Source organism: Nonomuraea sp. SBT364 (genome assembly GCF_001083785.1).
In the GTDB taxonomy this organism is placed as follows: Bacteria; Actinomycetota; Actinomycetes; order Streptosporangiales; family Streptosporangiaceae; genus Nonomuraea.
Map to the genome: position 1 here is coordinate 1 of NZ_LAVL01000091.1, position 26,772 is coordinate 26,772.

At 72.9% G+C, this 26,772-nt stretch carries 26 protein-coding genes; 14 read left to right on the plus strand and 12 right to left on the minus strand.

Going from position 1 to position 26,772, the window contains the following annotated elements; all coding sequences use genetic code 11:
• A partial coding sequence (locus tag ADY59_RS30795; RefSeq protein WP_231618976.1) for an LCP family protein occupies positions 1 to 1,953 on the plus strand: 1,953 nt, incomplete at its 5' end.
• 47 nt (positions 1,954 to 2,000) lie between these two features.
• On the opposite strand, the gene ADY59_RS30800 is transcribed toward ADY59_RS30795, so the two are convergent.
• The 3 genes from ADY59_RS30800 to ADY59_RS30810 all read right to left on the minus strand — a co-directional run bounded on the left by ADY59_RS30800 (position 2,001) and on the right by ADY59_RS30810 (position 6,388).
• A complete protein-coding gene (locus ADY59_RS30800) occupies positions 2,001 to 3,272 on the minus strand; it encodes a cytochrome P450 family protein (protein ID WP_049569390.1) in 1,272 nt (423 codons plus the stop codon).
• A 120-nt stretch (positions 3,273 to 3,392) separates the two neighbouring features.
• Positions 3,393 to 4,085, minus strand: coding sequence for a glycoside hydrolase family 25 protein (locus ADY59_RS30805; RefSeq protein WP_049569391.1), 693 nt, complete (start codon positions 4,083 to 4,085; stop codon positions 3,393 to 3,395).
• Positions 4,086 to 4,351: 266 nt separating this feature from the next.
• A complete protein-coding gene (locus ADY59_RS30810; protein ID WP_049569394.1) occupies positions 4,352 to 6,388 on the minus strand; it encodes a spermidine synthase in 2,037 nt (678 codons plus the stop codon).
• A gap of 176 nt (positions 6,389 to 6,564) precedes the next feature.
• Between ADY59_RS30810 and ADY59_RS30815 the strand changes: the two genes are divergently transcribed.
• The gene (locus ADY59_RS30815; RefSeq protein WP_049569455.1) at positions 6,565 to 7,923 is read left to right on the plus strand and encodes a S8 family peptidase; all 1,359 of its coding nucleotides are present in this window, start codon (positions 6,565 to 6,567) and stop codon (positions 7,921 to 7,923) included.
• A 7-nt stretch (positions 7,924 to 7,930) separates the two neighbouring features.
• On the opposite strand, the gene ADY59_RS30820 is transcribed toward ADY59_RS30815, so the two are convergent.
• Both ADY59_RS30820 and ADY59_RS30825 read right to left on the minus strand, forming a co-directional pair.
• Positions 7,931 to 8,653: an ABC transporter permease gene (locus tag ADY59_RS30820; protein WP_049569397.1), complete on the minus strand. Its 723-nt coding sequence runs from the start codon at positions 8,651 to 8,653 to the stop codon at positions 7,931 to 7,933.
• Positions 8,653 to 9,393 (minus strand): ABC transporter ATP-binding protein, encoded by a 741-nt coding sequence (locus ADY59_RS30825; protein ID WP_049569400.1) that lies wholly within the window; start codon positions 9,391 to 9,393, stop codon positions 8,653 to 8,655. The genes ADY59_RS30820 and ADY59_RS30825 overlap by 1 nt, the downstream gene beginning before the upstream one ends.
• A 66-nt stretch (positions 9,394 to 9,459) precedes the next feature.
• Between ADY59_RS30825 and ADY59_RS30830 the strand changes: the two genes are divergently transcribed.
• Positions 9,460 to 10,074, plus strand: a complete 615-nt coding sequence (locus tag ADY59_RS30830) for a TetR/AcrR family transcriptional regulator (protein ID WP_049569406.1) — start codon at positions 9,460 to 9,462, stop codon at positions 10,072 to 10,074.
• On the opposite strand, the gene ADY59_RS30835 is transcribed toward ADY59_RS30830, so the two are convergent.
• A complete protein-coding gene (locus ADY59_RS30835; protein WP_063780837.1) occupies positions 10,071 to 10,394 on the minus strand; it encodes a DUF4190 domain-containing protein in 324 nt (107 codons plus the stop codon). The two genes, ADY59_RS30830 and ADY59_RS30835, sit on opposite strands and share 4 nt — an antisense overlap.
• 86 nt (positions 10,395 to 10,480) lie before the next feature.
• Here ADY59_RS30835 and ADY59_RS30840 point away from each other — a divergent pair, with 86 nt between their 5' ends.
• Positions 10,481 to 10,945: a nitroreductase family deazaflavin-dependent oxidoreductase gene (locus ADY59_RS30840; protein ID WP_049569407.1), complete on the plus strand. Its 465-nt coding sequence runs from the start codon at positions 10,481 to 10,483 to the stop codon at positions 10,943 to 10,945.
• Positions 10,946 to 11,000: 55 nt separating this feature from the next.
• Positions 11,001 to 11,798: an ion transporter gene (locus ADY59_RS30845; RefSeq protein ID WP_049569415.1), complete on the plus strand. Its 798-nt coding sequence runs from the start codon at positions 11,001 to 11,003 to the stop codon at positions 11,796 to 11,798.
• 29 nt (positions 11,799 to 11,827) lie between these two features.
• Here ADY59_RS30845 and rpsD read toward each other — a convergent pair whose 3' ends face one another.
• Positions 11,828 to 12,442, minus strand: a complete 615-nt coding sequence (gene rpsD, locus ADY59_RS30850) for a 30S ribosomal protein S4 (protein ID WP_049569457.1) — start codon at positions 12,440 to 12,442, stop codon at positions 11,828 to 11,830.
• A gap of 77 nt (positions 12,443 to 12,519) precedes the next feature.
• Between rpsD and ADY59_RS30855 the strand changes: the two genes are divergently transcribed.
• The 3 genes from ADY59_RS30855 to ADY59_RS30865 all read left to right on the plus strand — a co-directional run bounded on the left by ADY59_RS30855 (position 12,520) and on the right by ADY59_RS30865 (position 16,051).
• On the plus strand, positions 12,520 to 13,221 hold the full coding sequence (locus ADY59_RS30855; protein WP_049569416.1) for a hypothetical protein: 702 nt from the start codon (positions 12,520 to 12,522) through the stop codon (positions 13,219 to 13,221).
• Between the two features lie 75 nt (positions 13,222 to 13,296).
• Positions 13,297 to 13,824, plus strand: coding sequence for a hypothetical protein (locus tag ADY59_RS30860; protein WP_049569420.1), 528 nt, complete (start codon positions 13,297 to 13,299; stop codon positions 13,822 to 13,824).
• Between the two features lie 151 nt (positions 13,825 to 13,975).
• Positions 13,976 to 16,051, plus strand: a complete 2,076-nt coding sequence (locus tag ADY59_RS30865) for an endo-1,3-alpha-glucanase family glycosylhydrolase (RefSeq protein WP_156325842.1) — start codon at positions 13,976 to 13,978, stop codon at positions 16,049 to 16,051.
• Between the two features lie 38 nt (positions 16,052 to 16,089).
• Here the strand turns inward: ADY59_RS30865 and ADY59_RS30870 are convergent, their stop codons facing one another.
• Positions 16,090 to 17,265: an ROK family transcriptional regulator gene (locus ADY59_RS30870; protein WP_049569426.1), complete on the minus strand. Its 1,176-nt coding sequence runs from the start codon at positions 17,263 to 17,265 to the stop codon at positions 16,090 to 16,092.
• A 253-nt stretch (positions 17,266 to 17,518) separates the two neighbouring features.
• Here ADY59_RS30870 and zwf point away from each other — a divergent pair, with 253 nt between their 5' ends.
• From zwf to eda, 4 genes are all read left to right on the plus strand, one after another.
• The gene (gene zwf / locus ADY59_RS30875; protein WP_231618978.1) at positions 17,519 to 18,919 is read left to right on the plus strand and encodes a glucose-6-phosphate dehydrogenase; all 1,401 of its coding nucleotides are present in this window, start codon (positions 17,519 to 17,521) and stop codon (positions 18,917 to 18,919) included.
• On the plus strand, positions 18,916 to 20,850 hold the full coding sequence (edd, locus tag ADY59_RS30880) for a phosphogluconate dehydratase (RefSeq protein WP_197093942.1): 1,935 nt from the start codon (positions 18,916 to 18,918) through the stop codon (positions 20,848 to 20,850). The genes zwf and edd overlap by 4 nt, the downstream gene beginning before the upstream one ends.
• Positions 20,851 to 20,902: 52 nt before the next feature.
• Positions 20,903 to 21,850 carry a glucokinase gene (locus tag ADY59_RS30885; RefSeq protein WP_049569435.1) on the plus strand — a complete coding sequence of 316 codons (948 nt, stop codon included), beginning with the start codon at positions 20,903 to 20,905 and terminating at the stop codon, positions 21,848 to 21,850.
• A gap of 61 nt (positions 21,851 to 21,911) precedes the next feature.
• Entirely contained in the window at positions 21,912 to 22,532 is a 621-nt protein-coding gene (gene eda, locus ADY59_RS30890; protein ID WP_049569437.1) for a bifunctional 4-hydroxy-2-oxoglutarate aldolase/2-dehydro-3-deoxy-phosphogluconate aldolase, read from the plus strand.
• Positions 22,533 to 22,930: 398 nt separating this feature from the next.
• On the opposite strand, the gene ADY59_RS30895 is transcribed toward eda, so the two are convergent.
• Positions 22,931 to 23,119 (minus strand): hypothetical protein, encoded by a 189-nt coding sequence (locus ADY59_RS30895; RefSeq protein WP_049569440.1) that lies wholly within the window; start codon positions 23,117 to 23,119, stop codon positions 22,931 to 22,933.
• Between the two features lie 125 nt (positions 23,120 to 23,244).
• Positions 23,245 to 23,628: a VOC family protein gene (locus ADY59_RS30900; protein ID WP_049569441.1), complete on the minus strand. Its 384-nt coding sequence runs from the start codon at positions 23,626 to 23,628 to the stop codon at positions 23,245 to 23,247.
• Positions 23,629 to 23,723: 95 nt separating this feature from the next.
• On the opposite strand from ADY59_RS30900, the gene ADY59_RS30905 reads away from it, so the two are divergent.
• Positions 23,724 to 24,368, plus strand: a complete 645-nt coding sequence (locus ADY59_RS30905; protein WP_049569442.1) for a class I SAM-dependent methyltransferase — start codon at positions 23,724 to 23,726, stop codon at positions 24,366 to 24,368.
• A gap of 70 nt (positions 24,369 to 24,438) precedes the next feature.
• On the opposite strand, the gene ADY59_RS30910 is transcribed toward ADY59_RS30905, so the two are convergent.
• Positions 24,439 to 24,774, minus strand: a complete 336-nt coding sequence (locus tag ADY59_RS30910) for a VOC family protein (protein WP_049569443.1) — start codon at positions 24,772 to 24,774, stop codon at positions 24,439 to 24,441.
• 82 nt (positions 24,775 to 24,856) lie between these two features.
• Positions 24,857 to 25,831, minus strand: coding sequence for a threonine ammonia-lyase (locus ADY59_RS30915; protein ID WP_049569444.1), 975 nt, complete (start codon positions 25,829 to 25,831; stop codon positions 24,857 to 24,859).
• A gap of 152 nt (positions 25,832 to 25,983) precedes the next feature.
• Between ADY59_RS30915 and ADY59_RS30920 the strand changes: the two genes are divergently transcribed.
• On the plus strand, positions 25,984 to 26,763 hold the full coding sequence (locus tag ADY59_RS30920) for a DUF899 family protein (RefSeq protein WP_049569446.1): 780 nt from the start codon (positions 25,984 to 25,986) through the stop codon (positions 26,761 to 26,763).
• Positions 26,764 to 26,772 lie beyond the last annotated feature (9 nt).

Below are 26,772 nucleotides of genomic sequence, written 5' to 3' on the forward strand. Positions count from 1 at the left end.
GCGTTCGCCGCCCCCGGAGCGGCGAACGCCCCCGCTCGCGGCGACGGCCGCCCCAGCCGCACCAGAACGCCCCGCAGCGGCGACGCCCAGGGCAGCGAAGGGCGCGGCGGCGCCGCCCGTGGCGAGGGACGCTCAGGCCGCGCCGGCGACGCGTCCTCCCCAGAGGGTGCGCCCGCGCCGGACGCCGCCCGCACCGGCCGGGGTGAGGCGCCCCCGGAGCGGGGCGAGACGCCCCCCAGGAGGGGCAGGACGCCCTCCGGGCGGAGCGGAGCGGCATCCGGCAGGGGCGCAGGCTCGGGCCGGGGCGACAGCTCAGGCAGGGGCGAGGCTTCAGGCGGAGGCGACAGCTCGGGAAGGGGCGGGACGCGGCCCGGACGGGGCAGGGCGCAGGCGGGACGGGGCAAGGCCGGCGCGGCCGGGCCGCGGGCGGGCGCGATCTCCAGGATCGGGGACGGGCTGCGCCGGATCACCGGCCCCGGCCGCGAGACGGGACCTCAGTTCGCCAAGCCGCTCAGCCTGGGCGGCGTGCTCGGCTGGACGGCGCTGTCGGCCATCGTGCCCGGCGCCGCCCACCTGCGCGCCGGCCGCCGCCGCACCGGCCTCGTCCTGGTCTCCGTCTACGCGGTGCTGCTGCTCATCCTGCTCGGCGCCGGGCTGACGGCGATGCGGGACGCGACGCAGCTGACCTGGCTGGCGGAGTGGCTGGTGACGGCGACGGTCGTCGTGGCGGTGGTCGCGCTGGCCTGGTTCGCGCTCATCGTCCACTCGTACATCACCCTGCGCCCCGGCAGGCTGAACCAGCAGGGGCAGATCGTCTCCGGCATCCTGGTCGGCATCCTGTGCGTGGCGGTGATGGCGCCGTTCGGGGCGGGGGCGACCGCGCTGCAGGGACTCAACGGCGCGATCGAGGGGATCTTCGTCGAGGAGCCCACCGGACCGTCGGCCCAGCCGATCAAGCAGGAAGACCCGTGGAACGGCAAGGACCGGGTCAACTTCCTGCTCATCGGCGGCGACGCGGCCGGCAACCGGACCGGCATGCGTACCGACAGCATGAACGTGGCCAGCATCCACATCCCGACGGGCAACACGGTGCTGTTCAGCCTGCCGCGCAACCTGCAGCACGTGCGGTTCCCCCCGTCGTCGCCGCTGCGCAAGGTGTTCCCCAACGGCTACATGGCGGAGCTGCCCGGCGGCGGCCTGCTCAACGAGGTCTGGCAGTACGCCAACGACCACCCGGAGCAGGCCGGCGGCAAGAACATGGGCCCGCGCGCGCTGATGGACGCGATCAGCTTCACGCTCGGGCTGAAGATCGACTACTACGCCCTGATGAACATGTACGGCTTCGCCGACCTGGTGGACGCGATCGGCGGGCTCAACATCCGGGTCGAGCAGGACGTGCCGTGGGGCGGCCACTACGGCACCGCCGGCACGATCAAGGCGGGCTACCGGAAGCTGACGGGCGAGCAGGCCCTCTGGTACGGGCGGTCCCGGGTGGGCAGTGACGACTTCTCCCGCATGAGCCGGCAGCGCTGCGTCATCGGCGCGTTCGCCCAGCAGGCCACCCCGTCCACGATCCTGTTCAACTTCACCAAGATCGCCGGGGCGGCCCGGCGCATGGCCCAGACGAACATCCCCAAGCCCCTCCTGACTCCGCTGCTGGACCTGGCGCTCAAGGTCAAGGACGGGAAGATCAGCAGCCTGCAGTTCGTGCCGCCGACGTACTGGCCAGGCAGCCCCGACTGGGCGAAGATCCGCAAGGCGACGGAGCGGGCGATCAAGGCGTCGATGCGCCCGCCTCGCCGCGCCCAGGCGGCGGACGTGGCCGCCTCGCCGGGAGCGCCGGTGATCTCCCCGACGCCGTCGCGCTCGGCCACGGCGAAGCCGACGCAGACGCCCACGCGCAACAGCCAGAAGGCGGACGCGGAGTCCCTCGAGGAGCTCTGCGGCTTCTAGACGACCAGCCCGCCGCCCCGGCCGGTCGGGTCCGGCGAGCCGACGGGTCAGGGGCCGATCGGGGCGATCCCGTCGTAGGTGACGGGCAGTTCCAGCGGTCCGCGGAGGGTGAGGCTGGCGCGCCAGCGCAGTTCGTCCGGGGGCACCGCGAGGGCGAGGCCGCGCAGGCGGGTGAGCGCGCCGAGGGCCTCGCGGCCGACGACGCGCGCCAGCCCGGCGCCCAGGCAGTAGTGCGGGCCGTGCCCGAAGCTGAGGTGCGCGTTGTCCTCCCGGCCGAGGTCGGGCATGTCGGGGCCGGGGAAGCGGGCCGGGTCGCGGTTGGCGGCGGCGATGGCCACCAGCACGGGCTGCCCGGTCTCGAACCGCGTCCCGCCGATCTCGACGGGCTCGGTGGCGAAGCGCCAGGTGGAAAGCTCGACGGGACTGTCGTGCCGCAGCAACTCCTCCAGCGCCACGTCCAGGACGCGGTCGCGCTCCTCCCGCGACGTCCCCTCGGCAGGCGGCCCTCCGGGCAGGCCCGGGGCGGGATCGCGGAGCAGGGTGTGGACGGCCAGGCCGATGAGGCCGACGGTGGTCTCGTAGCCGGCCACGAGCAGCAGGAAGACCGCCGACAGCAGCTCGGCCTCCGTGAGCCGCCCCTGCTCCCCCGCGGCCCCCACGAGGGCACTCACGACGTCGTCCGCGGGATCGGCGGCGGGATCGGCCGCGGGATCGGCGGCGGGCTCGGGCGCGGGGGCGGGGGCGGGGGGCTTGGTGGCCAGGAGGGCGGTGACGTACGCGGTCAGGTGCTCCAGGGCCTCAGGGCGGGCGGCCGGGTCGCCCTGGCTGGAGACCACGGCGTCGGTCCAGCGGCCGAAGTCGCCGCGGTCGGCCGGCGGGATGCCGAGGACGTCGCACAGGGCCGCGAGCTGCAGCGGCGCGGCGAAGTCGGCGATGAGGCCGGCGGGCCGCCGGTCGATCAGGGCGTGGGCCAGCGCCCGCACCCGGGGCCGCATCGCCTCCAGCCGCCTCGGCGTGAAAAATCCGGACATCAGCCGCCGGACCCGCGTGTGCTCGGGCGGGTCCATCGTGAGCAGGTGCGTCCCCAGCCCTGACCGGTCCTCCAGCGGACGGCCCCGCCCGGCGGCCTGCCAGTCGGGCGGGGCGTTGCGCGGGTCCTTGCTGAGCCGGGGGTCGGCGAGCGCCGCGCGGGCGTCGCCGTAGCGGGTGACGACCCAGCCGTACAGACCGCTGCGGAAGCGCACGTGGTGCGCGCCGCCCGCCTCGCGCAGCCGCGCGTAGGCGGGGTAGGGGTCGGCGAGGGGCGTGTGCTCCAGCATGTGCGGCTCCCGCTGCGGTCGGAGACGTGCCTTCCCACTTCTACACCGCGACAGCCGGAAGCGGCCGCGCGTTCGCGCGGCCGCTCCTGGACGGCGGGGTCGTACGCGCCCCGCCCGTGATCACTTCGCCGGGCGGCCCAGGGCGCGCAGCTGGTCGACGCTCAGCGCCGAGACGTTCTGGTCCACCGGGTCGTCGGAGTACTGGTGGATGGCCCAGGACTTCCAGTCGGCGGGCGGGGTGACGGTGCCCTTGGCCTTGCCGTAGTTGGCGACCCAGAGCGGGTACTCGCCCAGGCCGGCGCCGTGCTCCTCGGCGAAGGACTGGCTGCTGTAGAACAGCGGCGTGACGCCGGTCTTGGCCTTCACGTGCGCCAGCCACTTCTTGGCCCAGGCGTTGACGTGCGCGGACGGCATGTCGTCGGTGACCTCGAGGTCGAGCGCGAGCAGGTCGCCGGTCTTGGCGGGCTGGCTGTCGACCGCCGCGAGGAAGAAGTCCGCCTCGGCGATCGGGTCGTTGGCGGGATGCCCGAAGTGGTAGGCGCCGCGGACAAGCTTGTTCTTGTCCATTTCCTTCCAGTGGCGGGCGAACGTCGGGTCCTTGAAGTCGACGCCCTCGGTCGCCTTCACGATGCCGAAATCGGCGCCGCTGGCGGCCCAGTCGTGCGCGGGCTGGTAGTTCGAGACGTCCTGGCCGTACGGAAGGTCGGCGGGGACGGCCTGGGCGGGGCCGGCGATGCCCACGGCCGTCACGGCGGTGGCCATGGCCAGCAGCGCGCTGTTGCGGAACCTGCGCAGGTTGCTGGTGATGGTCATGCGGTATTCCTCCTGGATGTGGACAGCATGCGGCCGCGCGGACACGCGGAGCTACTGCGGGACACCTCGTCGGGGCACACGGGCCACTGCGGAAGAGGAGGTGCTGGATGATCGAGCCGCCGGGGTCGCTCGGTCACCGGGGACATCGCCGCACGGAGCCGGACTCATAGGCGCTCAGGTATGTACAACCCCGAGGCTACCCCAAACATTCCCAAAAGCCCAGGTCAAGCCATAAGTGGCCCGGCAAACCCGGGCCCGCGGGGGATTCAGGCGAGTGCCCGGCGGGGCAACAACGCGAACGCGCCGAGGTAAAGGACGGCGGCCACGATGAGCAGCCCTTGATAACCGATGATCAGCGCGAGGTATTCCAGGCAGCCGCCGACCATGGCGCCCAGGAGGTTGGCGCCGAAGGAGGTGGTGGCGTCGGCCGAGTCGGCGAACCGCTTGGCGAACACCACGTTGGCCGCGAAGATCGGCAGGAACGCCACCGTCACCGCGACCAGGGCACGCAACGGCAGCGGCAGCGACAGCAGCCACTGGTTGGGCACGAGCCAGGCGAGCACCAGGCCGCCGAGCAGCACCGCGTACATGACGGGCAGCGGCGGGGTGCGGAAGCGGCGGGTCACCTCGACGGCGGCGAGCACGGCGACGAGCACACCGGCGAACACGATGGCGTTGACCACCCAGGTGGTGCCGAACAGCAGCGCGAACCCGGTCACGCTCTTGGTCTCCAGCAGCAGGAACGCCACGCCGAGCAGGAACAGGTCGGCGTACGGGCGCATCCGGCGGTAGGGGCCGGCCACGAGGCGGACGGCGAGCAGGCTGACGATGAGGATCAGGCCGAGCGTGATGATGTAGATCGGCGGGATCGTGCGGTCCTTCAGGTAGAGGAAGGGCCGGTCGTCGTCGGCGGGCGGCGGGCTGGTGGCGGCGGCGCCGGGCCATTCGGCGGCGCAGCGCTGGGCGGCCGGGGTTTCGCCCGCGGTGATGACGGCCTGCTGGCCGCGGATGCTGACCACGTCGACGCACGGTTTGTGGCCGAAGGCGCTCTGCACGGTGGCGGCGAGCCGGTCGACCAGCCAGGTCTCGCGGTAGAAGTTGTACATGGAGAAGGCGCCGCCGGGCTTGAGGTGCTCGCGGGCGGCCCGCATGGCCTCCTCGGTGAACAGGTAGCTCTCCAGCCGCAGCGAGCTGGCTCCCGACACCAGCGTGAGCGAGTCGGGCAGGGCGAACAGGATGAGGTCGTACTTCTTGCCGGTGTGCTCCAGGAAGGCGCGCCCGTCGGTGATGTGGGTGGTCACGCGCGGGTCGGCGTAGGGGCGGTCGGGGTGCACGGAGCCGCCGAGCTCGCGCAGCTTGGGGTCGATCTCGACGGCGTCGACGTGGCGGGCGCCCTTGGACAGCGCGATCGCGACGTCGGTGCCGCTGCCGGCGCCGACGATGAGCACGTCGGCGGGCGCGGCGACGGCCCGCTCGTACGGCAGCCCGTACTGGCCCTCCCACTGCAGCCGGGCGGCGGCCGGGGCGGCCAGCTGGTGCGGGATGCCGTTGACGGCGATGTCGGTCACGGGGACGCCGAGCATCTGCATCGCCCTGGTGGTGACCTTGTAGTAGGGCGACCAGATGGCGCCGGCGGTGAGCGTCTCGCCGAGCAGCAGGCCCACGACGGCCAGCGACGGGACGACGACGAGCGCCGCGTAGGGCAGGCGCGGGCGCGGCACGAGCAGGATCGCGTAGGCGATGGCGGCGATCAGCCCCCAGAACACCGGCGGCGCGCTGAGGAACGACAGCGCGGTGAAGGCGGCGATGCCGGTGAGGCTGCCGATCAGGTCGTAGCGGTAGGCCTCCAGCCGGGGCAGCTCGGGGAAGCAGCGGCCGACCAGCTCGGCGGGGCCCATGAGGATCGCGGCGGCGGCGCAGAAGATCACCGGCAGGATCACCCAGGCGGGCGGGCCGGTGGTGCCGAGGCTGGTCCAGTAGAGGACGCCCTCGGTCTGCCGGTCGACGGTGACGGGGAAGGTCAGGACGACGAGCACGAGGCCGAACAGCACGACCGGCGAGTAGTAGGGCTGGCGGCGGGACCTGCCGACGCGCAGGAACCCCAGGCCGATGCCGAGGAACGAGCCGAGCAGCACGAAGTTGGTGAAGTAGCTCAGGTGGACGATGTTGGAGCCGGTCCACCGGATCAGGGCGAGCTCCAGGAAGAGCATGAAGGCGCTGGCGAGGATGAGCCTCGGTCGCACCGCCAGCCAGTGGCCGTTGGTGCCGCCGCCGTCGACCGCCTTCTGCGCCTGGAGCGTCATGCTGACTCACCGTAGTGAACGAACGCCCCGGGCGGAAGTCTGAAAAGCCGAGAACAATCTTCGTGCGCTTCGCGGTATTTACGGCGTTTTAGCAGGTCAAGTCACACTGGACGTGGCCGGACGGATGCAGGAATCTTGGGAGGTTCGCTTCCTCCGACCCCCCGGTGGTGACTCCCGTGCGCGTCCTGATACAGCTCCGTCCCTCACCCGATCTGGTCGCGGCCGTAGCCGACCCCGGCAGGCGCGCCACCACCGCCGACGTCGCCGACGGCCTGCCCGGGGTCGAGCTCGACGCCGCCTTCACCCCCGTGGCCCTGCCCCGGCCGGTGCCGGCCACGGGCGGCGACCCGCTCTCGCTCAACCAGCCGCTGCGCTTCTCCCTGGCCGCCGAGGACGCCTCGGTGCTCGTGCGCGGCACGATCTCGGACGACGAGCCGGCGACGCGGGTGGCGCTGCTGCCGACGCTGCGGCCCGACGTGGTCGGGGTGTTCGCCGACCCGGTCATCGAGTCCTCGCTCACCTGCGGCGGCGACGGCCCGGTCGGCACCTGGCACGACGTGGAGCGGCTGCTCAACGTGCCGGGACTGCACGCCGAGGGTCTCGACGGGTCGGGCGTGGCCGTGGCCGTGCTCGACACGGGCGTCAACGCCGCGCACGTGACCAGGCGGTGCGGCCGTCCCGTCACGCTCGACGCCGCGCGGAGCTGGCGCCCGGCCGGGGTGACCGCCCGGCCCGGCGAGTCCGAGGTCGACCACGGCACCATGTGCGCGTTCGACGCGCTCATCGGGGCGCCGCAGGCGTGCCTGCTCGACATCCCGCTGCTGCGCTCCACCCGGCCGGGCGGCTCGGCGCTCGACGGGCTGCTGTCGGACGCGGTGGCGGCCTTCGCGCACCTGCGCACGGTGCTCGACGCGCAGCCCGCCGGGTCCAGGGCGCTGGTGGTGAACAACTCGTGGGGATCGTTCTCCCCCGAGTGGGACTTCCCGGTGGGACATCCGGGCAACTACTCCGACAACGGGGCGCACCCGTTCAACCTGATGGTGGCGAGTCTCGACGCGGCGGGCGCCGGCGTGCTGTTCGCGGCGGGCAACTGCGGGCGCGAGTGCGCCGACGGGCGGTGCGCCTACCCGGAGCGGCCCATCGCGGGCGGCAACTCGCACCCGAAGGCGCTGTCGGTCGGCGGCGTCGACGTCAACGGCGCGCGGGTGGGCTACTCCTCGCAGGGGCCGGGGCGGCTGACCGCGCGCAAGCCGGACGTGTGCGCCTACACGCACTTCGCCGGCTCGGGCGCGTTCGGCGACGACAGCCCCGACACGGGCACGTCGGCGGCGGCGCCGGTGGCTGCCGGGCTGGTCGCGGCCGTCCGCACCCTCTGGCCGGCCTCCCGGCTGTCGCCGTCGCAGCTGCGCGCGCTGCTGCGGCGCACCGCCGAGGACCGCAGCGAGGTGGGCTTCGACTACGACTACGGCTACGGGATCGTCGACCCTGCGGGGATCATCGCCGCGCTCCGGCGCCGCTTCAGGAACGCGGCCTGATCCCCCGTCAGGCCGTCCGCTCGCCGAACACCCGGGTGCCCACCAGCAGGCCGATCGCGGCGAACGCGACCGCCACGGCCACCCCGGTGAGCACCGTGGCGCTCGCGTACCGGCCCGCGAACAGCTCGCGCAGGGCCTCCAGCACGTAGCGGAAGGGGCTGGCGTGCGACAGGGCGTCCAGCCAGCCCGGCGCCATCGACATGGGCAGGAACGAGCCCGACAGCAGCACGAGCGGGACCACCGCCGTGCTCATCACGGGCGCGAACAGGTGCTCGTTCATGGTGAGCGCGATCGCGTACGACAGCGCGGCCAGGCCGGTGCCGAGCACGACGACGAGCACGAGCCCCGCCGCCAGCCCGGCGAGCGGGGCGCGCATGCCGAAGGCGTAGCCTGCGGCGACCAGCAGCAGCGTCTGCAGGACGAGCGTGACCGCGTTGCTCAGCACCCGGCCGAGCAGCAGGGCGAGCCGGCTCGCCGGGGTGACGCGCAGCCGTTCCAGCACCCCCGACCGCTTCTCGAAGACCACGCCGAAGCCGGCCAGGCCCATGCTCATCAGCCCGAGCTGGACGATCAGTCCGGGGACGAGCGTCTCCCAGGTGCCGATCGTGGCGAACAGGGGCCCGAACAGCACGAGGAAGAGCAGCGGCTGGACGGCTCCGAACACCACGCCGGCCTTCTGCCGCATGCTCACGCGCAGGCTGTGGCGGAACAGGATCCACGTGTCGCGCATCAGGCCCCCGCCTCCTGGCCCAGCGGCCTGCCGGTGAGGTCCAGGAACACCTCGTCGAGGGTGCGGCCGCCGGTCTTGAGCGCGGCCGGGGCGCCCTCGGCGACGATGCGGCCGCGGTCCATGATCAGCAGCCGGTCGCAGAGGGCGTCGGCCTCGTCGAGGTAGTGGGTGGTGAGGAAGACCGTCACGCCCTGCTCGGCGCGCAGCCGGCGGACGTGGTCCCACAGCGCCGCCCGGCTTCGCGGGTCGAGCCCGGTCGTGGGCTCGTCCAGGAACAGCAGCACGGGCCGGTGCGTCAGCGCGAACGCGATGTCGACGCGGCGCCGCTGCCCGCCGGAAAGCGCGCCTCCCGGCCTGGTCTCCAGGCCGGTCAGGTCGAGCAGCGCCAGCACCTCGGCGGCCCGGGCCGACGCCCGTGCCCGGCTCAGCCCGTACAGCATGGCCTGGACCTCCAGCTCCTCCCCCAGCGGGACGGCGGGGTCGACGCCGCCGGACTGCGAGACGTAGCCGATGCGGCGGCGCACCTCGCGCGGGTCGCCCAGCAGGTCGTGGCCGGCCACGACGGCGCTGCCCGAGGTGGGCTTGAGCAGGGTGGTCAGCATGCGCATGGCCGTGGTCTTGCCGGCGCCGTTGGGGCCGAGGAATCCGACGATCTCGCCGGGGGCCACGGACATGGTCAGGTTCGCGACGGCTTCGGGGCCGCCTTCGTAGGTCTTCGTCAGACCGGTCGTGTTGATCACTTCATCGCCTCCAAAAATAGAGTAACCACAAACTTAGAGTCACTGCAATTTTGGTACGATGGAGCCATGGGGTTGCGGGAGCGGAAGAAGCGCGAGACCCGGCAGCGCATCGCGGACGTGGCGATGGGACTGTTCGCGGCGCGCGGGTTCGACGACGTGACCGTGGCCGAGGTGGCGCGGGCCGCCGACGTGTCGGTCAACACGGTGTTCAACTACTTCCCGGCCAAGGAGGACCTGTTCCTCGACCGGCGCGACTGGGCCGAGGGCCGGCCGGAAGAGGTGGTGCGGCAGCGTGAGCCGGGCGAGAGCGTGGTGCGGGCGTTCCGGCGCGACGTGCTCGACGCGATCGCCACGCGGAGCTGGCGCTACGGCTTCAACGAGGGCAGCGACGTGTTCACCGGCATGGTGCGCGAGAGCCCGACGCTGCTGGCCCGCGTGCGGGAGTTCCACGTCGAGCGCGAGGAGGCGCTGGCCGCGGCGCTGGCGCGGGAGTCGGGCGCGGGCGGCGACGACGTCACGCCGCGGGTGGTCGCGGCCCAGATCCTCGGCGCGACCCGCGCCCTGTCCGACTACGCGGTGCGCCGGATGCTGGCCGGCGAGGCGTGGAGCTCAATCGAGCCCGCGCTGAAGGAGCAGACCGAAAGGGCGTTCGACCTGCTGGAGCACGGCCTGGGCGGCTAGTAGGAGCTGGTGATGCCGCCGAGCAGCGCCATCCCGCCGAAGAAGACGAAGATGATGGCGTAGAGGCCGACGACCGCCAGCATGAGGCAGGTGCTCACGATCCCGCAGATGCGGCCCGCCTGGACCATGCCGCGGTTCTCGTAGACGTAGCCGCTGGAGTCGATCTCGCGGATCGCCTTGTTGCCCATGTTCCAGGCGAACGGGCCGAGGATCGCGCAGACGACCAGGCTCAGGATGCCGAGCACCAGGATCGTGGTGCCGTTCGGATGGGTCTGCGGCGGCGGGCCGTAATAGGAGGGGCCGTAGTTGGGATAGGACATCGGCGCTCCCCCGTCGACTGGCGAATAGGCAGGATTTATACCACAGAGGTGATCGGCACCGCAGGTGATCAAGCTAGACTCCGCGCATGATCAAGGCCCTCTCCCAGAAGCTCGCAGGCTCCGAGTGGTTCGTGCAGGCCGGGCCCCGGCTGATGCGCGCGTTCGACCCGGTGGCGCGCAGGCTCGCGGGCAGCCGGATGACCGAGCGCGGGCGGATCCCCGCCCTGCTGCTGACCACGACCGGGGCGAAGTCGGGGCTGCCGCGCGCCGTCCCGCTGGCCTGCCTGCCGGAGCCCGGCGGCGCGCTGCTGGTCGTCGGCAGCAACTTCGGCGGCCCCCGCCACCCGGCCTGGACGGCCAACCTGCTGGCCGGCGGCCGGGCCACGGTGCGCTTCGGCGGCCGCGAGTTCCCCGTCACCGCGTCGATGCTGAGCGGCGCGGACCGCGAGGAGGCGTGGTCGCGCCTGGTCGCGCACCAGGCGGTGTACGCGCGCTACACCGAGCGGTCGGGAAGGGAGTTGCGGGTGTTCCGGCTGATTCCTCAGCATTGATCGTTTTGCGGGAGGATGAGCGCGACCGCCACCGTCCCCCGAGGAGCAGCACCCCGTGCGTGAACGCACCCGCGCCTTCCTGGCGCACCGGCGTTTCCAGCGCTTCATCGTCGCCGTCATCCTGATCAACGCGGCCACGCTCGGCCTGGAGACGGTGCCGTCCGTCGTCGAGCGCTACGGCGACCTGCTCACCGTCGTCGACCACGTGGCCCTCTACATCTTCGTGGCGGAACTCGCGGCCAAGGTGTACGCCGAGCGCCTGGACTTCCCCCGCGACCCGTGGAACATCTTCGACACGGTGATCGTGGCCATCGCGCTCGCCCCCGCCACGGGCGGGCTGTCGGTGCTGCGCTCGCTGCGCATCCTGCGCGCGCTGCGCCTGCTGTCGGTGGTGCCCAGCCTGCGGCGGGTGGTCTCGGCCCTGCTGCGCGCCATGCCCGGGATGAGCTCCATCGTGCTGCTGCTCTCCCTGGTCCTGTACGTGGCCGCCGTCCTGGCCACCAAGCTGTACGGGAACACGGCGCCGGAGCGGTTCGGCACGCTGCCCACGTCGCTGTTCACGCTCTTCCAGACGATGACGGGCGACGACTGGGGCAACATCGCCCGCGAGGTGATGACGCGGCACCCCACGGCGTGGATCTTCTTCACGATCTTCATCCTGGTGTGCACGTTCGTGGTGCTCAACCTGTTCATGGCGGTCGTGGTGAGCGCCATGGACGAGGAGTCGGCCGCCGAGCTGGCCGAGCTGGAGGACGTCTCGGCGGCCTCGACGCAACGCATCCTGGACGAGCTGACCGCGCTGCGCCAGGAGGTGGCGGAGCTGCGCGGCCGGCTGACGCCGGACCGCGGCTAGCGCTCAGGCAGCGCTCAGGCAGCGCTCGGTCAGCGCGAGTAGAACTCGACGACGAGCTGCTCGTCCACCGGCACGACGATCTGCTCGCGCTCGGGGCGGGACGCCAGCGTGAACGTGAGGCCCGCCAGGTCCACCGACAGGTACGCGGCGGTCCGCTCGTCGGCGTGCACGCCCTCGGCCGCGGCGACGAACGGCTGCATCCCGCGCGACCGCTCCCGCACCGAGACGACCTGGCCGGGCTTGACCAGATAGCTGGGGATGTCGACCTTGCGGCCGTCGACGGCGATGTGGCCGTGCGTGACGTACTGGCGGGCGGCGTAGATCGACGGCGCGAGCCCGGACCGCAGCACCAGCGAGGCTAGCCGGGTCTCCAGGATCGTGACCAGCTCGGCGCCCGAGGCGCCCGGCTTGCGGACCGCGAGGTCCCAGTAGCGGCGCAGCTGCCGCTCGGACACGTCGTAGTACCAGCGCAGCTTCTGCTTCTCCATCAGCCGCAGCCCGTAGTCGCCGCCGCTGCGGCGGTTGGTCTTGCGGCCGTGCTCGCCCGGCGGGTAGGGGCGCTGCTCGAAGTAGCGGACGGCTTTCCTGGTCAGCGGCACGCCCGCACGGCGAGACAGCCGCACCTTGGGACCGGTGTAGCGCACGTTCACCTCAGTGTGGTTAGGTAGTCCTTACTTAGGTGAGCCTAACCTACTATCGAGTGTGATCTCAAGGAGGCGCCATGCTCCCCATCCCGGAGCGGATCCGCACCCTCGCCGCGACGGCCGGTGTCGCCCGGCTGTCCGTCGACGGCGCTCCCTCACCCGCGCGCGGCGGCGTGGACGAGCGCGGCCGCCCGGTGCTCCTGGTCCGTCCCGGCGAGGCGCTGCACGGGCTGCGCGACGACGCCGTGGTCGCGGTGAACCTGACCGCGATGCGCCGCCTGGGGCAGGTCGAGCACCCGCGCGGACTGCTGGAGGTGCAGGGCTGGGCGCAGGCCGTGCCCGCCCCCGAGGCGCGCGCGGCGGCGGTCGCGGTGGCGGCGAGCGCCCCGGACGAGGCCCTGTTCCAGGCCCTTGAGGAGTACGGCAGGCCCGGCGCGCCCCGGCTGCTGCGGCTGGACGTGGGACAGGTGGTCTACCTGACGGGCCAGGAGTCGGGCGTGCTGGACGCCGACGAATACCTGGACGCGCGGCCCGACCCGCTGGCGGAGACCGCCGAGCGGGTGCTCGCGCACGTCAACGCCTGCCACCGGCCGCAGCTCGCCGGCGGGGTGTCCCGGCAGCTCGGCGAGCCGGCCTCGGACGTGTGGCTGCGGGAGCTCGACGGCTTCGGAGCGACCGTACGGGCCGACGGGGCGCTCATCCGCTTCCCCTGGCCCGCCCCCGCTTCCGACGGCCGGGACCTGGAGACGGCGCTGAACGGGCTCCTGTGCGCCTGCTGATCCGGCGCCGCTAGTTGATCACGATTGTCCTGTCCGGGCACGCCGGGTCTCCGCGGGTGACTATCATCTGCCCCTGTGGGACAGACGGAACGACGCGGGCGCATCCTGCAGATCTGCGGTGCGCTGACCGGCACGGTCATGGTCGCGCTCGCCGGCGTCCTGGCCGCGGGCGGGCTCAGCGGCGTCTCACTGACCCCGGCGAGCATGCCCGACCTCGGCGGTGACGCCCCGGCGCGCCGCAGCGGCATGCTCGTGTCGGTGCCCGTGAACGTCCCGGCCGCCCAGCCGTCACACCGCTCGCCGTCCCACCGTTCGCTGCCCCGCCGCGAGGTGACGGCCACCCCGGCGCCGTCCGACGCCGGCCCGACCGAAAGGGTCCCGTCGCGGGCACGCCGGTCCGGCGTCCCGTCCGCCCGGCCGACCTCCGTGGCGCCGTCGCCGGGCCGATCCGGGCCGGTCACCGAGGCCGGCCGCACCAGCGTCCCGGCGGCCCAGCCGCCGACCGGCGTCACGACGCCCCGGCCCGGCCGCCGGACGCGCACACCCGCGCCCGCCAAGCCGACGAAGGACCGCGGCGACATGCGGTTGCGCGGTTACCGGTAGCGACGCTTTCCGGATTAGCACGGTCCATCGATAATTACGGTCAAAAATTCGCTATTTCGGCCAGCAAGAAATCTCTGTTTATCGTCACTTATGCCCTCGGCGGCGTGGGATGGTGATCGCGATTCTTTGACACCCCCTCAAAGGAGAACCTTTGCTATCCCATCGACGGGCGGCATTCGCCGCCTTCGTGGCGATCGCCTGCGCCGCCACGACCGGTGTGGCCACGGCGTCGGCCACTGTGTCGGCGCCGGTGAACGTTTCGGTGTCCGCGACCGACGACGTGTTCATCAGCCAGGCGGCGCCCGCCACCGTTTACGGCGACGCCGAATGGATGTCGGTGTGCGTGAAAACGTGCAACGGCAAGACCGACGGCGAACGCCGGGCGCTCACCGCGTTCAAGGTGTCCGGCATTCCGGCGGGCGCCACGAATGTCACCATGACTCTCCAGGTGCGCTCCACCCGGACGACCGGCACCACGGTCTCGGCGCACAAGGTCACCGGCGCCTGGTCCGAGACCGGCACCTCGTGGAACAACCGGCCGGCGTTCGGCCCGGCCCTGGCCACGCGCACCGGCTTCACCTCCGGCCAGGTCGCCGCCCTGGACGTCTCGAAGGCGTTCGCCGGCAACGGCACCTATTCCTTCGGCCTGACGGCCTCCCAGGGCGTGGTGGCGGTCCTGTACTCCTCGCGCACCTCGGGCAAGGGCCCCACCCTCAAGATCAGCTACACCCCGGCCACGGGCACGCCGTCGCCCACGTCCTCGCCCACGTCCTCGCCCACCGCGACGGCGACGGCCACGGCTACTCCGACGAGCGGCCCGACCGCCGCGCCGACCACGCCCCCGGCGTCACCGGACGGCGTGTGCCTGCCGTTCGACAAGCCGTCGGCGTCGGCACTGCGCTCCTACGACAAGAAGGTCTTCGCCTTCTACTTCCCGCCCTACCCGTTGTCGATCGACAACAAGGACCCGGCGAAGGACCAGTACGCCTCCTGGCTGAACCCCCTCGGCTCCAACGGCATGTACGCCGCGCAGGGCGGGCACTCGCGTGACCGGCCGCTGACCCGGCCGGTGCGCGGCGGCGACTGGCGCACGGCGGACTTCGAGGTGGAGGTGCGCCAGGCCATCGCGGCCGGCCTCGACGGCTTCATCTACGAGCACCACACCTCGGCCTCCGACCAGCGCTTCAACCAGTTCCCCAAGATGCTGGCCGCGGCCAGGAACGTGGACCCGGGCTTCCGGATCATGCTGAGCCCCGACTTCCCCACCGCCAAGGGCGCCACGCACGACAAGGTCATCTCCGACATCCTGCTGGCCAAGGGACACCCGTCGCTCTACCACCTGCCCGACGGCACCATCCCGCTCGCGCCGTTCTACCCCGAGCGCCAGCCCCCGGCCTGGTGGGACGAGCTGCGCGCGAAGCTGGCCGGCAAGGGCATGAAGACCGTCCTGGTGCCGATCTTCCTGGACTGGCAGGGCTCCGGCAAGACGGAGTGGAACGACCACGTGGCCGGCTACTCCTCGTGGGGCGTGCGCTGGCAGAGCTCGACCGAGGGCTACAAGCGGGCGGGCCTGGAGGCGGCCGAGCGCGGCAGGTTCTACATGGCCCCGGCCTCGCTGGAGGACGTGCGCCCTCGTGACAAGCGCTACTGGGAGCCGTCCAACAGCGGCACGCTGAGGCAGTCGTTCGTCAAGGCCGACGAGGGCGGCGCGGCCATGATCTCGCTCATGACGTGGAACGACTACGCCGAGTCGTGGGTGGCCCCGTCGGTCGAGCGCGGCTACGCGCCGATGGACCTGATCGCGTACTACACGACCTGGTTCAAGACCGGCAAGTGGCCGGTCGTCAAGCGTGACGCGCTGTACTACTTCCACCGCAGCCACCACACCGACGCGCCGTTCGACGCGACGAAGCAGACGATCGGCCCGATCGCGGTCCCGTACGGCGACGCGGCCAAGAACGAGGTCGAGCTGGTCGCCTTCCTCAAGGAGCCCGGCGTCATCAGCATCAAGCAGGGCTCCGACGTGCGGACCAAGGAGGTCACCTCGGCCGGCATGGTGTCGTTCAAGGCGCCGCTGAAGCCCGGCACGACGCCGGTGTTCGAGCTGAAGCGGGGCGGCAAGCTCGTGCAGACGGTCAAGAGCCACACGCCGATCAAGGAGAGCCTGGTCTACCAGGACCTCATCAACCACGCGGGTGGCGGCCTGACCTGCCGGCGGCCCCTCTAGCACGGCGGCGGTCCTCCCCGATCCGGGAGGGCCGCCGTTCAGCGCACGGCCAGGCTCTCGTCGACCGCGTCCGGGGACAGGACGTGGTCGAGCACCATGACCGCGCACCCGCTGATGCCGGCGCTCGTGCCGAGACGGCTGGGCTCGATGCGCAGCCGCCGGGTGGCCAGCGCGGTGGAGCGCCGGTAGACGACCTCGCGGATGCTCGACACGAGCGGCCCGAACGCCTCGGCCACGTCGCCGCCGAGCACCACGACCGACGGGTTGAGGATGTTGACGGCCCCGGCGAGCACCTCGCCGATGCGCCGCCCGGCCTCGCGCACGATGGCCATCGTCTCGGCGTCACCGGCCCGCACCAGCGCCGTCACGTCGGCGATGGCCTTGACGTCCTTGCCGGCCGTGCGCAGCTCGCGCAGCAGCGCGGTGCCGCTGGCCACCGAGTCGACGCAGTCGATGTTGCCGCACCGGCACAGCACCCCGCCGCCGTCGCGGACCGGGATGTGCCCGATCTCGCCCGCCGCGCCGAGCGCGCCGCGCAGGATCCCGCCGCCCGCGATCACGCCTGCGCCGATGCGGGTGGAGATCTTGACGAACATCAGGTCGCCGAGCTCGGGGTAGGCGCCCCGGTGCTCGCCGATGGCCAGCACGTTCACGTCGTTGTCGACCAGCACCGGGACGGGGAAGCGGGCCCGTACCAGGGGCGGGATGACCACGCCGGTCCACGACGCCATCACGCGCGCGCTCTCGGTCCGCCCGTGGGCGAACTCGACGGTGGCCGGCACGCCCATCCCGACGCCCCGGACCGTCTCGCGCGGCCGGTCGCCGAGCAGCTCGTCCCAGGTGTCCATGACCAGCGGCAGCACCACGTCGGGGCCCTGCTCGACGTCGATGGCGAAGTCCTGGCCCGCCAGCTCGCGGCCGGCCAGGTCGCAGACGGCCACCCGGGTGCGGCTCGCGCCGAGCGCGGCCACCAGCACGACGCCGCCCGCCGCGTTGAACTCCAGCCTGACGGGGGGCCGCCCGCCGGTGGACGGGGCGTCGGTGCGCTCGACGACCAGGCCGCGTCCGAGCAGCTCACCGACGCGCAGCTGCACCGCGGGCCGGGACAGGCCGGTCACCCGGCCGAGGTCGGCCCGCGTGACGGCCTCACCGGTGCGGATGAGGCGCAGCACCTCGCCACTCGTGGCGAGGGGAGCGACGGTACGTCGAGGCATCGGCCAAGTGAACCACACGAGGTTGTGTCATGAAAAGTCACGACTTTTTCATCTCGAATACCAAAACTCCGGTTGTGCACGACCCAAACTCTGGCTAGTGTCCGTTCTGTCCACTGTTTGGTAGATCATCGGAGCTTTCCTCGTGTCCCCCCTTGCGTCCTCCCCGGCATCCGCCGCCGCTTCCACCGCCGCTTCCACCGCGGTCGCGCACACCGCCGACCTCGTCGTGTTCGGCGGCACCGGCGACCTGTCCATGCGCAAGCTGCTGCCCGCGCTGTACCACAGCGACAGGGACGGCCGGCTCTCCCCGGAGACCCGGATCATCGCCCTGTCCCGGGGCGGGCTGACCGACGCCGACTTCCGCGGCAAGGTGGACGCCGAGGTACGTGACCAGGTCCCGGCCGACGACGACGCCGGGTGGCAGCGTTTCCTGGGCCGGTTGCACCATCTGACGGTCGACGTGGGCGGCGAGGACCGGTCCGGCTGGGCCGCGCTGGGCGCCATGCTGACCGGGTCGGAGGACCGCGACCGGGTGTTCTACCTGGCCAGCCCGCCGATGACGTTCGGCCCGTTCTGCCGGGAGCTGGAGCGCGAGGGCCTGGTCACGCAGCGGTCGCGGGTGGTGCTGGAGAAGCCGCTGGGCCGCGACCTGCCGAGCGCGCAGCGGATCAACGACGAGGTCGGCGCCATCTTCGACGAGCGCCAGATCTTCCGCATCGACCACTACCTGGGCAAGGAGACCGTGCAGAACCTGCTCGTGCTCCGCTTCGCCAACGCCTTCCTGGAGCCGATCTGGAACTCGCTGTGGATCGACCACGTGCAGATCACGGCCGCCGAGACCGTCGGCACGCCGGGCCGGCGCGGCTACTACGACCAGGCCGGCGCGCTGCGCGACATGGTCCAGAACCATCTGCTGCAGCTGCTGACGCTGACCGCGATGGAGCCGCCCGCGCGCAACGACCGTGAGGCGATCCGCGACGAGAAGGTCAAGGTGCTGCAGTCGCTGCGCCCGATCGCGGGCACCGAGGTGGACCGTTTCACCGTGCGCGGCCAGTACACCGAGGCCGCCGGCATGCCCGGCTACCTGGACGAGCCCGGCTCCACCCCGCCCACGGAGGCGTCGAGCCGGGTGGAGACCTTCACCGCGATCCGCGCCGAGGTGAAGAACTGGCGCTGGGCCGGGGTGCCGTTCTACCTGCGCACCGGCAAGCGGATGCCGCAGCGGCGCTCGGAGATCGTGGTGCAGTTCAAGGACGTGCCGCACTCCATCTTCCCCGGCGGCACGCCGAACCGGCTGGTGCTGCGGCTGCAGCCGGAGGAGGGCATCGAGCTGCACATCATGGCCAAGGAGCCCGGCGCGGGCGAGGTCATGCTGAAGCCGGTGCCGCTCAGCCTGAGCTTCGGCAAGACGTTCACCACCCGTGTGCCCGAGGCGTACGAGCGGCTGCTCACCGACGTGCTCGCCGGCAACCCGACGCTGTTCATGCGGCGGGACGAGGTGGAGGCCGCCTGGCGCTTCATCGACCCGATCCTTCAGGCGTGGGAGGCGTCCGCCGCCCTGCCTGAGCCCTACCCCGCCGGAACCGCCGGCCCCGCGGGCGCCCACGAACTGCTCGGCCGCAGCGGTCGCGCCTGGCACGAGGAGGAAGCGTGAACACCGTCATCCAGGAGATCACCGACCGGATAGCCCGGCGCAGCGCCGCCAGCCGCGCGGCGTACCTGGAGCGGATCCGCCGCGACGGCGAGGCCGCCCGCGCCAAGGGCCCGGCCCGTGCCCATCTCGGGTGCGCGAACCTGGCGCACGGCTTCGCCGCCGCGCCCGCCGAGGACAAGCCCGCCCTGATGGGGTCGGCCAAGCCCGGCGTGGCGATCGTGACGAGCTACAACGACATGCTCTCGGCGCACCAGCCGTACGAGACCTACCCGCAGGAGCTGAAGGCCGCGGTGCGCCGGGCCGGCGGCGTGGCGCAGGTGGCGGGCGGCGTGCCCGCCATGTGCGACGGCATCACGCAGGGCCGCGCCGGCATGGAGCTGTCGCTCTACAGCCGTGACGTGATCGCCATGTCGACGGCCATCGCGCTGTCGCACGACATGTTCGACGCGACGCTGCTGCTGGGCGTCTGCGACAAGATCGTGCCGGGCCTGTTCATCGGCGCCCTGCACTTCGGCCACCTGCCCGCGATCTTCGTGCCGGCCGGGCCGATGACCTCGGGCCTGCCGAACAAGGCCAAGGCGCGCACCCGCCAGCTGTTCGCCGAGGGCAAGGTGGGCCGGGCGGAGCTGCTGGAGTCGGAGTCGCAGTCGTACCACTCCCCCGGCACCTGCACCTTCTACGGCACCGCGAACTCCAACCAGGCGCTGATGGAGGTCATGGGCCTGCACCTGCCGGGCTCGACCTTCGTCAACCCGCACACCGAGCTGCGCCACGCGCTGACGGAGGCGGCGGGCCGCCGGGCGGTGGAGATCACCGCGCACGGCTCGGAGTACACGCCGATCGGCGAGCTGGTCGACGAGAAGTCCGTGGTGAACGCCTGCGTGGCGCTGCTGGCCACCGGCGGCTCGACCAACCACACCATGCACCTGGTGGCCATGGCGGCGGCCGCGGGCATCGTGCTGACCTGGGACGACCTGGCCGCCCTGTCGAAGGTGGTGCCGTCGCTGACCAAGGTCTACCCCAACGGCCAGGCGGACGTGAACCACTTCCGCGACGCGGGCGGCATGCAGGTGCTCATCGGCGACCTGCTGGACGAGGGCCTGCTGCACGCCGACGTGCTGACCGTGGCCGGGCGCGGCCTGGACCGCTACCGCTCGGCGCCCGCGCTGGAGGACGGCGAGCTCGTCTGGTCGGAGCTGACCGAGAGCGCCGACCTGGACGTGCTGCGGCCGGTGTCGGCCCCGTTCTCCGACGACGGCGGCATCCACATGCTCTCCGGCAACCTCGGCAAGGCCGTCAGCAAGGTGTCGGCGGTCAAGGCCGAGCACCTGGTGATCGAGGCGCCCGCCAAGGTCTTCGACGACCAGCTCGACCTGCTGCGCGCCTTCGAGGCGGGCGAGCTGGACGGGCAGGACTTCGTCGCCGTCATCCGCTACCAGGGGCCGAGCGCCAACGGCATGCCGGAGCTGCACAAGCTGACGCCGCCGCTGGCCGTACTGCTGGACCGGGGGCAGCGGGTGGCGATCGTGACCGACGGCCGCATGTCGGGCGCGTCCGGCAAGGTGCCGGCGGCCATCCACCTGTCGCCCGAGGCGGCGGACGGCGGGCCGATCGCGCTGGTGCGCGACGGCGACGTCATCCGCCTCGACTCCGCGGCCGGCACCCTGGAACTGCTGGTCCCGGCCGAGGAGCTGGCGCGGCGTACGCCCGGTGGCCGTCCGCTGAGCGACGCGCAGTGGGTCGGCACCGGCCGTGAGCTGTTCGCCGCCTTCCGCCGCATGGCGGGCCACGCCGAGCAGGGCGCGGGCATCTTCGGCGTCAGCGGCGCCGAGTCCCCGCACCACGGCCCCGGCCTCGGCTTCCCGGCCGAGTCCGGCAACTCGCACCTGGAGACCGGCCCGGCCGCCTGGTCCGCCGGAGCCTCCCGATGACCACCCGCCGCCCCTCGCGCGGGGCCCGCGCCCGGGTCCCCGGAGGGGTGCGGTGAAGGCGTTCGACCTGCCGTGGCTGGTGGCCGACATCGGGGGGACCAACGCCCGGTTCGGGCTCGTCACCAAGCCGGGGCGGCCGCCGGAGCGGGTGGCCGTGCTGGCCGGGGCCGACTACCCCACGCTCCCCGAGGCCGTGGCGGCCTACCTCGCCGGGCACGCCGGCGGCGCGCGGCCCGGCGCCGCGTGCCTGGCCGTCGCCGGTCCCATCGACGGCGACCGCTACCGGCTGACGAACTCGCCGTGGGCGGGCTCCGTACGCGACCTGGGCGTGCCGTTCGCGGCGCTGCTCAACGACTTCGAGGCGCTGGCCGTGTCGCTGCCGCACCTGGACGGCGGCGACCTGGTGTCGCTCGGCGGACCGGCGCCCGCGCACGGGGTCAAGGTCGTGCTCGGCCCGGGGACGGGCCTGGGCGTCGGCGCGCTGGTGCCGTCGGGCGACGGCTGGATCCCGGTCCCCGGCGAGGGCGGCCACGTGACGGTGCCGGTGTCCGGCGAGCGCGAACTGGAGATCGTCCGGGCGCTGCGCGCCGAGGGGCTGGAGCAGGTGGTGGCCGAGCACGTGCTGTCCGGCCCCGGGCTGGTCCGGCTGCACCGGGCGCTGGCGCGGGTGAACGGCGTGCCCGCCGCCGAGACGACCTCGTCCGGGATCGTGGGGCGGCTCGACGACCCGCTGTGCGCGGAGACGGTCGAGGTGTTCTGCGGGATGCTGGGCAGCTTCGCCGGCAACACGGCGCTGACGCTCGGCGCCCGGGGCGGGGTCTACCTGGGCGGCGGAGTGCTGCCCCGTATCGTGGAACGGGTGTGCGCCAGCAGCTTCCGCACCCGGTTCGCCACGAATCCTGACATGTCCACATATCTGGAGGCCATCGCGACCACGCTCATCGTCGCGCCGCAACCGGCGCTGACGGGCGCGGCCGCCTGGCTCAGCCAGCACTCGTGAACTGGCCTTCGTCGAAGGGCCGTGACCCCGAGGCCGCGCCTCGGTGAGGGGAACCATTTCCATGAGCCTGCTCGATCTCGCCCCCGTGATCCCCGTCGTGGTGATCGACGACGTCGACACCGCCGTGCCGCTGGCGCGGGCGCTCGTCTCCGGCGGCCTGCCGGTCATCGAGGTGACGCTGCGTACGGCTCCCGCGCTGGAAGCCATCGCCCGGATCGCGGCCGAGGTGCCGGAGGCCCGCATCGGCGCCGGCACGATCCGCACGTCCGACGACATCGCGGCGTCGCTGGAGGCCGGGGCGAAGTTCCTGGTGTCGCCCGGCACGACACTCACCCTGGTCGAGGCCATGGACGCCAGCGGCCTGCCGTACCTGCCGGGCGCGGCCACCGCCTCCGAGGCGATGGCGCTGGCCGAGCGCGGCGTCAAGGAGCTGAAGTTCTTCCCGGCCGAGGCCGCGGGCGGCGTGCCGTATCTGAAGTCGCTGCAGGGGCCGCTGCCCGACGTCCGGTTCTGCCCGACGGGCGGCATCCGCCCGGCGACCGCCGCCGACTACCTGGCGCTGCCGAACGTGGGCTGCGTCGGCGGCACCTGGCTCACCCCGGCCGACGCCATCGCCTCGGGCGACTGGAGCCGCGTCGAGAAGCTCGCCGCCGAGGCCGCGGCCCTGAAGTCGCGGCCCTGAGCGCGCGGGCTTCGCAGCCCGCTCGCGGTCCTGGGACTACCGGGCCGCCGGCGCCGTCTTCGCCGACGGCGACGCCACCGCGCCCGTCGCGATGGCCCTGCCCGACCGTCCCCGCACGGGCAGGAGGGCAGGCAGCGGACCGCCGTCGGGCCCCCACCCCCGGCCCCCCAGGCCGGGGCCGGGCACCGGCGTGGAGGCGGAACTGGCGGGCGGCACCGCCGCCGCCCCGGCCGTCGCGCTCAGGTCGGCGGCCCCGGCGCGGAAGCTCGACGCCGGCCCTCAGGCCAGGACGGCGAGCCGCCGATCCGTACGCCGAGGAGGCTCACCGCCCGATGCGCCTCCTCGGCGACGCCCATGGGTCCGGCCGCACCGCCCGCGGCACGGCCGGTGCGCGATCGCTAGGAGATCTCGCCCGAACCGGAGAGCTCGCCCGAACCGCTGATCTCGCCCGAGCTGGAAAGCTCGCCCGAACCGCTGATCTCGCCGGAGACGGCGGAGGCGGCCGAGGCGTTCGCGGCGGCGAGGCCGAACGCGAACAGGCCGGCCACGGCGGCGAGAGCGACCTTCTTGAGTTTGACGTGCTTCACGAGTTCTCCCGTTCGGTTGAATGTCGCACCTGGCCACCAGGTTAGAGACGACACCAGGGAATCCCTGTCAGGCAAATACCGGACAAATAGCCCTATTGCCGCGAACCTGGTGCAGGCGGCCCGGGTCAGCGCATGACGCAGAACTCGTTGCCCTCCGGGTCGGCCATCGTCACCCAGTCGTCGTACTCGGCCACCACCCGTGCGCCCAGTCCGACGAGCCTGGCCACCTCGGCCTCCGGGTCGTCGGCCGTGAGGTCCAGGTGCATGCGGTTCTTGACCACCTTCGGTTCGGGCACGAGCGTGAAGAAGAAGCGCGGCTTGATCCCCGGCGCGGCCTCCACCAGGACATTCGGGTCGTCCTCCGGGTCGTCGATGCCGTTGCTGCGCAGCCGTTCCAGCTCTGCCTCGTCGTACGGGGCCACCCGGTAGCCGTCGATGGCCGCCGCCCAGAACCGCGCCAGAGACGCCGGATGGCGGCAATCGAGAACGATGTCGTGAATGCGGGCCATGGGGCGATACTCCCACCCGGGCCACCGATCGCGGCAGGGCCCCGCGCCGACGCGCCGCGCGAGCCTTGTCGGTGCCGGCTGAGAGGATCGCCGGCATGACCCGACTCACCTCCGCGATCACCGGCTACTGGGACGACGCCGCCGGCGCGTTCGACGACGAGCCCGACCACGGCCTGCGCGCCGCCGGCACCCGCGCCGCCTGGGACCGCCTGCTGCGCGCGTGGGCGCCCGCCGGACCGGCCGACGTCCTCGACGTCGGCTGCGGCACCGGCTCGCTGTCGTCGCTGCTGGCGGCGGCCGGGCACCGGGTGACCGGCGTCGACCTGGCGCCGCGGATGATCGAGCGGGCCCGCGCCAAGCTGGCCGGCGCCGGGCTCACCGGCCGGTTCCTGGTCGGCGACGCCACGGCCCCGCCCACCGGCGACGAGCGGTTCGACCTGGTGCTGTGCCGGCACCTCCTCTGGACCCTGCCCGATCCGCACGCGGCGCTGCGCGCCTGGGTCGCCAGGCTGCGGCCGGGCGGGCGGCTGCTCCTGATCGAGGGACGCTGGGGCGAGGGCGGGCCCTACGTGGGAGGGGCCGAGACGCTGCCCTGGAACGGCGGCGTCACCGCCGGCGACCTGACCGCCGCGGTGCGCCCCCTGGTCCGCGACCTGCGCGTCGAGCCCCTGAGCGGGGATCCCGGCCTGTGGGGCGGCCCGGTGGGCGACGAGCGCTACGCGCTGATCGCCGAGGTGTGACTCCGCGACGGCGGCGGCGAGGTCCTGGGAACCGTGTGGCGAAAGGCGTTGCCGGCAGGCCGCGCGGCTCTCACGGAGCCGGTGCCTGGGCGAGCGAGAAGCTGTTGCCGTCCGGGTCGAGGATCTCCACGTGGCGCACGCCGTTGCCGTAGGCCTCCACCGGCTCGTGCTCGATGCCGTGCGCGGCCAGCCGGGCCAGGATGTCGTCGAGATCGGTCACGCCGAACGTGATCATGGTGCCGCCCACCCGGGCGTCCCGCTCGTCGATGACGACCCACGCGTTCTCACCGGCCCGCCACAGGTGCTCGGCGCCGATGATCTCGTCCGCCGGCCGCCCGAAGAACGCCTCGAACCACTTCAGCGATCTCGCGAGGTCGCTCACGCACACGACGCTGTGCAGGTCCATCGGAACCACTCCTTCCCGTCCGTCCGGGAGTGAGACTCGCCCCGCCACCGAAACTCATCGGCGCTCCCGTCCCGCCGGAAACTCAGGCACGGGTCCAGCGGCGGTAGGCGTCCAGGTCGACGTTGCCGCCGCAGACGATGGTGACCACGTGGCGTCCGGCGAAGCGGTCGCGGTCCTCCAGGACGGCGGCGACGCCGAGGGCCGCCGAGGGTTCGGCGACGAGCCCCGCGTGCTCCAGGAGCATCCGCATCCCGGCGACGATCGACGCCTCCCGGACCAGGACGGCGTCGTCGGCCACCTGGAGGAGGTCGTCCAGGACCACGGGGATGGGGAAGCGGCCGGCGACGCCGTCGGCGATGGTGTCGGCGGATTCGGTGGTGACGACCCGGCGCTCGTGCCACGAGCGGGTCATCGCGGGCGCGCCGAGCGGCTGCACGCAGATCACCTCGACGGCCGGCAGCAGGGTCTTCAGGACGTGGCCGACGCCGGTGGCCATCGCGCCGCCGCCCAGGGCGATCAGGACGGTGTCGAAGGACGGCGCGCCGGCGGCCAGTTCCAGGCCGATGGTGGCCGCGCCCTCGCAGGTCTCGATGTCCAGGCTGTCCTCGACCAGCCGGACGCCGCGCCGCCGGGCGACGGCCGCCGCCCGCTCGCGGGCCGCCTCGAAGTCGCCGTCCACCAGCTCCAGCTCCGCGCCCAGCGCGCGGATCCGGTCGAGCTTGGCGGCGGGCGCCCGGCGCGAGGCCACGACCGTCACGTCCAGGCCACGGCGGCGGCCCGACCAGCCGAGCGCCTGTCCGAGGTTGCCCGCGCTGGCGCACACCACGGCGTCCCGGCCCTGGCCGGCCAGCCGGCTCGTGACGAGTTCGGTGGCGCGGGCCTTGAAGCTGCGGACGGGGTTCGCCGTCTCCAGCTTGACGCTCACCGTGCAGCCGAGCCGGCGTCCCAGCTCGTCGCACCGGTAGAGCGGCGTGTCCAGGAACTGCGGGTCGATCACCTGACGGGCGGCGCGGATCCTGTCGAGGCGAAGGCGCGTGTTGAGGACGACCGGCTCCATAGCCCCATATTTCACCACTTGCGGGGCCATCCCACCGGACCCAGCCGGTCGCGCGTGTCGCGATGAGTTCCGGCCGGGCCGCGGGTCTGTTCCGGTGACCGCCGCGGTACGGCGTACTACGCTGCCCGCCACGAGACACCACGGAGGACACCATGACGACCACGCCGACCGAGCCGACCGGCGCGCTGCCCGGCCGCCCGCCCGTCGTCGACCTGGCCACCTGGCAGGCCGCCCGGGACGAGCTCCTGGTCCGCGAGAAGGCCCACACCCGCGAGGGCGACGCCATCGCGGCGGCCCGCCGCCGGCTGCCGATGGTGGAGTTCGACGGGACGGTCGAGGTCGTCGGCCCCGACGGCCCGGTCCCGTTCCTGGACCTCTTCCAGGGACGGGACGAGCTCGTGCTCTACAAGCACATGTGGTACGACGGCGCGCCGCACCAGGGGCAGTGCGAGGGCTGCACCACCGCCGTCTGGCACCTGAAGGACGCCGTCTACCTCGACGCCCGAGGCGTCTCGTTCGCCGTCGTGACCACGGGCCGCTGGGACGAGGTGGCCTCCTACGTCGAGTTCATGGGCTACACCCAGCCCTGGTACTCGGTGCGCGGCGTGCCCGCGCCGGTCGGCGACGACATGGGGCACATCACCTGCTTCCTGCGCGACGGCGACCGCGCGTTCCTCACCTACTCCACGACGGGCCGGGGCAACGAGCGGGTCAACGGCTCACTGGGCCTGCTCGACATGACGCCCTACGGCCGGGGTGAGGCGTGGGAGGACAAGCCGGAGGGCTGGCCCGAAGGCGGCAGCCCGTGCTGGAGCTGGCGTTCGGACGCCGACGGGAACGCCACCTGGGGCCCCGCGAGCCGCCCCGTGCCGCAGTGGACCCGCCCCGGCGCCACCCCCGCCGAGACCCTCGGCCGCCTGCACGGCCACTGACGCCCACAG

Excerpts from the sequence above, each read along its gene's own strand:
- ADY59_RS30800 (WP_049569390.1), bottom strand. The coding sequence starts at position 3,272 with ATGCTGGAGCACACGCCCCTCGCCGACCCCTACCCCGCCTACGCGCGG.
- ADY59_RS30805 (WP_049569391.1), bottom strand. The coding sequence starts at position 4,085 with ATGACCATCACCAGCAACCTGCGCAGGTTCCGCAACAGCGCGCTGCTG.
- ADY59_RS30810 (WP_049569394.1), bottom strand. The coding sequence starts at position 6,388 with ATGACGCTCCAGGCGCAGAAGGCGGTCGACGGCGGCGGCACCAACGGC.
- ADY59_RS30820 (WP_049569397.1), bottom strand. The coding sequence starts at position 8,653 with ATGCGCGACACGTGGATCCTGTTCCGCCACAGCCTGCGCGTGAGCATG.
- ADY59_RS30830 (WP_049569406.1), top strand. The coding sequence starts at position 9,460 with ATGGGGTTGCGGGAGCGGAAGAAGCGCGAGACCCGGCAGCGCATCGCG.
- ADY59_RS30835 (WP_063780837.1), bottom strand. The coding sequence starts at position 10,394 with ATGTCCTATCCCAACTACGGCCCCTCCTATTACGGCCCGCCGCCGCAG.
- ADY59_RS30840 (WP_049569407.1), top strand. The coding sequence starts at position 10,481 with ATGATCAAGGCCCTCTCCCAGAAGCTCGCAGGCTCCGAGTGGTTCGTG.
- ADY59_RS30855 (WP_049569416.1), top strand. The coding sequence starts at position 12,520 with ATGCTCCCCATCCCGGAGCGGATCCGCACCCTCGCCGCGACGGCCGGT.
- ADY59_RS30870 (WP_049569426.1), bottom strand. The coding sequence starts at position 17,265 with ATGCCTCGACGTACCGTCGCTCCCCTCGCCACGAGTGGCGAGGTGCTG.
- zwf (WP_231618978.1), top strand. The coding sequence starts at position 17,519 with ATGCGCAAGCTGCTGCCCGCGCTGTACCACAGCGACAGGGACGGCCGG.
- eda (WP_049569437.1), top strand. The coding sequence starts at position 21,912 with ATGAGCCTGCTCGATCTCGCCCCCGTGATCCCCGTCGTGGTGATCGAC.
- ADY59_RS30900 (WP_049569441.1), bottom strand. The coding sequence starts at position 23,628 with ATGGCCCGCATTCACGACATCGTTCTCGATTGCCGCCATCCGGCGTCT.
- ADY59_RS30905 (WP_049569442.1), top strand. The coding sequence starts at position 23,724 with ATGACCCGACTCACCTCCGCGATCACCGGCTACTGGGACGACGCCGCC.
- ADY59_RS30910 (WP_049569443.1), bottom strand. The coding sequence starts at position 24,774 with ATGGACCTGCACAGCGTCGTGTGCGTGAGCGACCTCGCGAGATCGCTG.
- ADY59_RS30915 (WP_049569444.1), bottom strand. The coding sequence starts at position 25,831 with ATGGAGCCGGTCGTCCTCAACACGCGCCTTCGCCTCGACAGGATCCGC.
- ADY59_RS30920 (WP_049569446.1), top strand. The coding sequence starts at position 25,984 with ATGACGACCACGCCGACCGAGCCGACCGGCGCGCTGCCCGGCCGCCCG.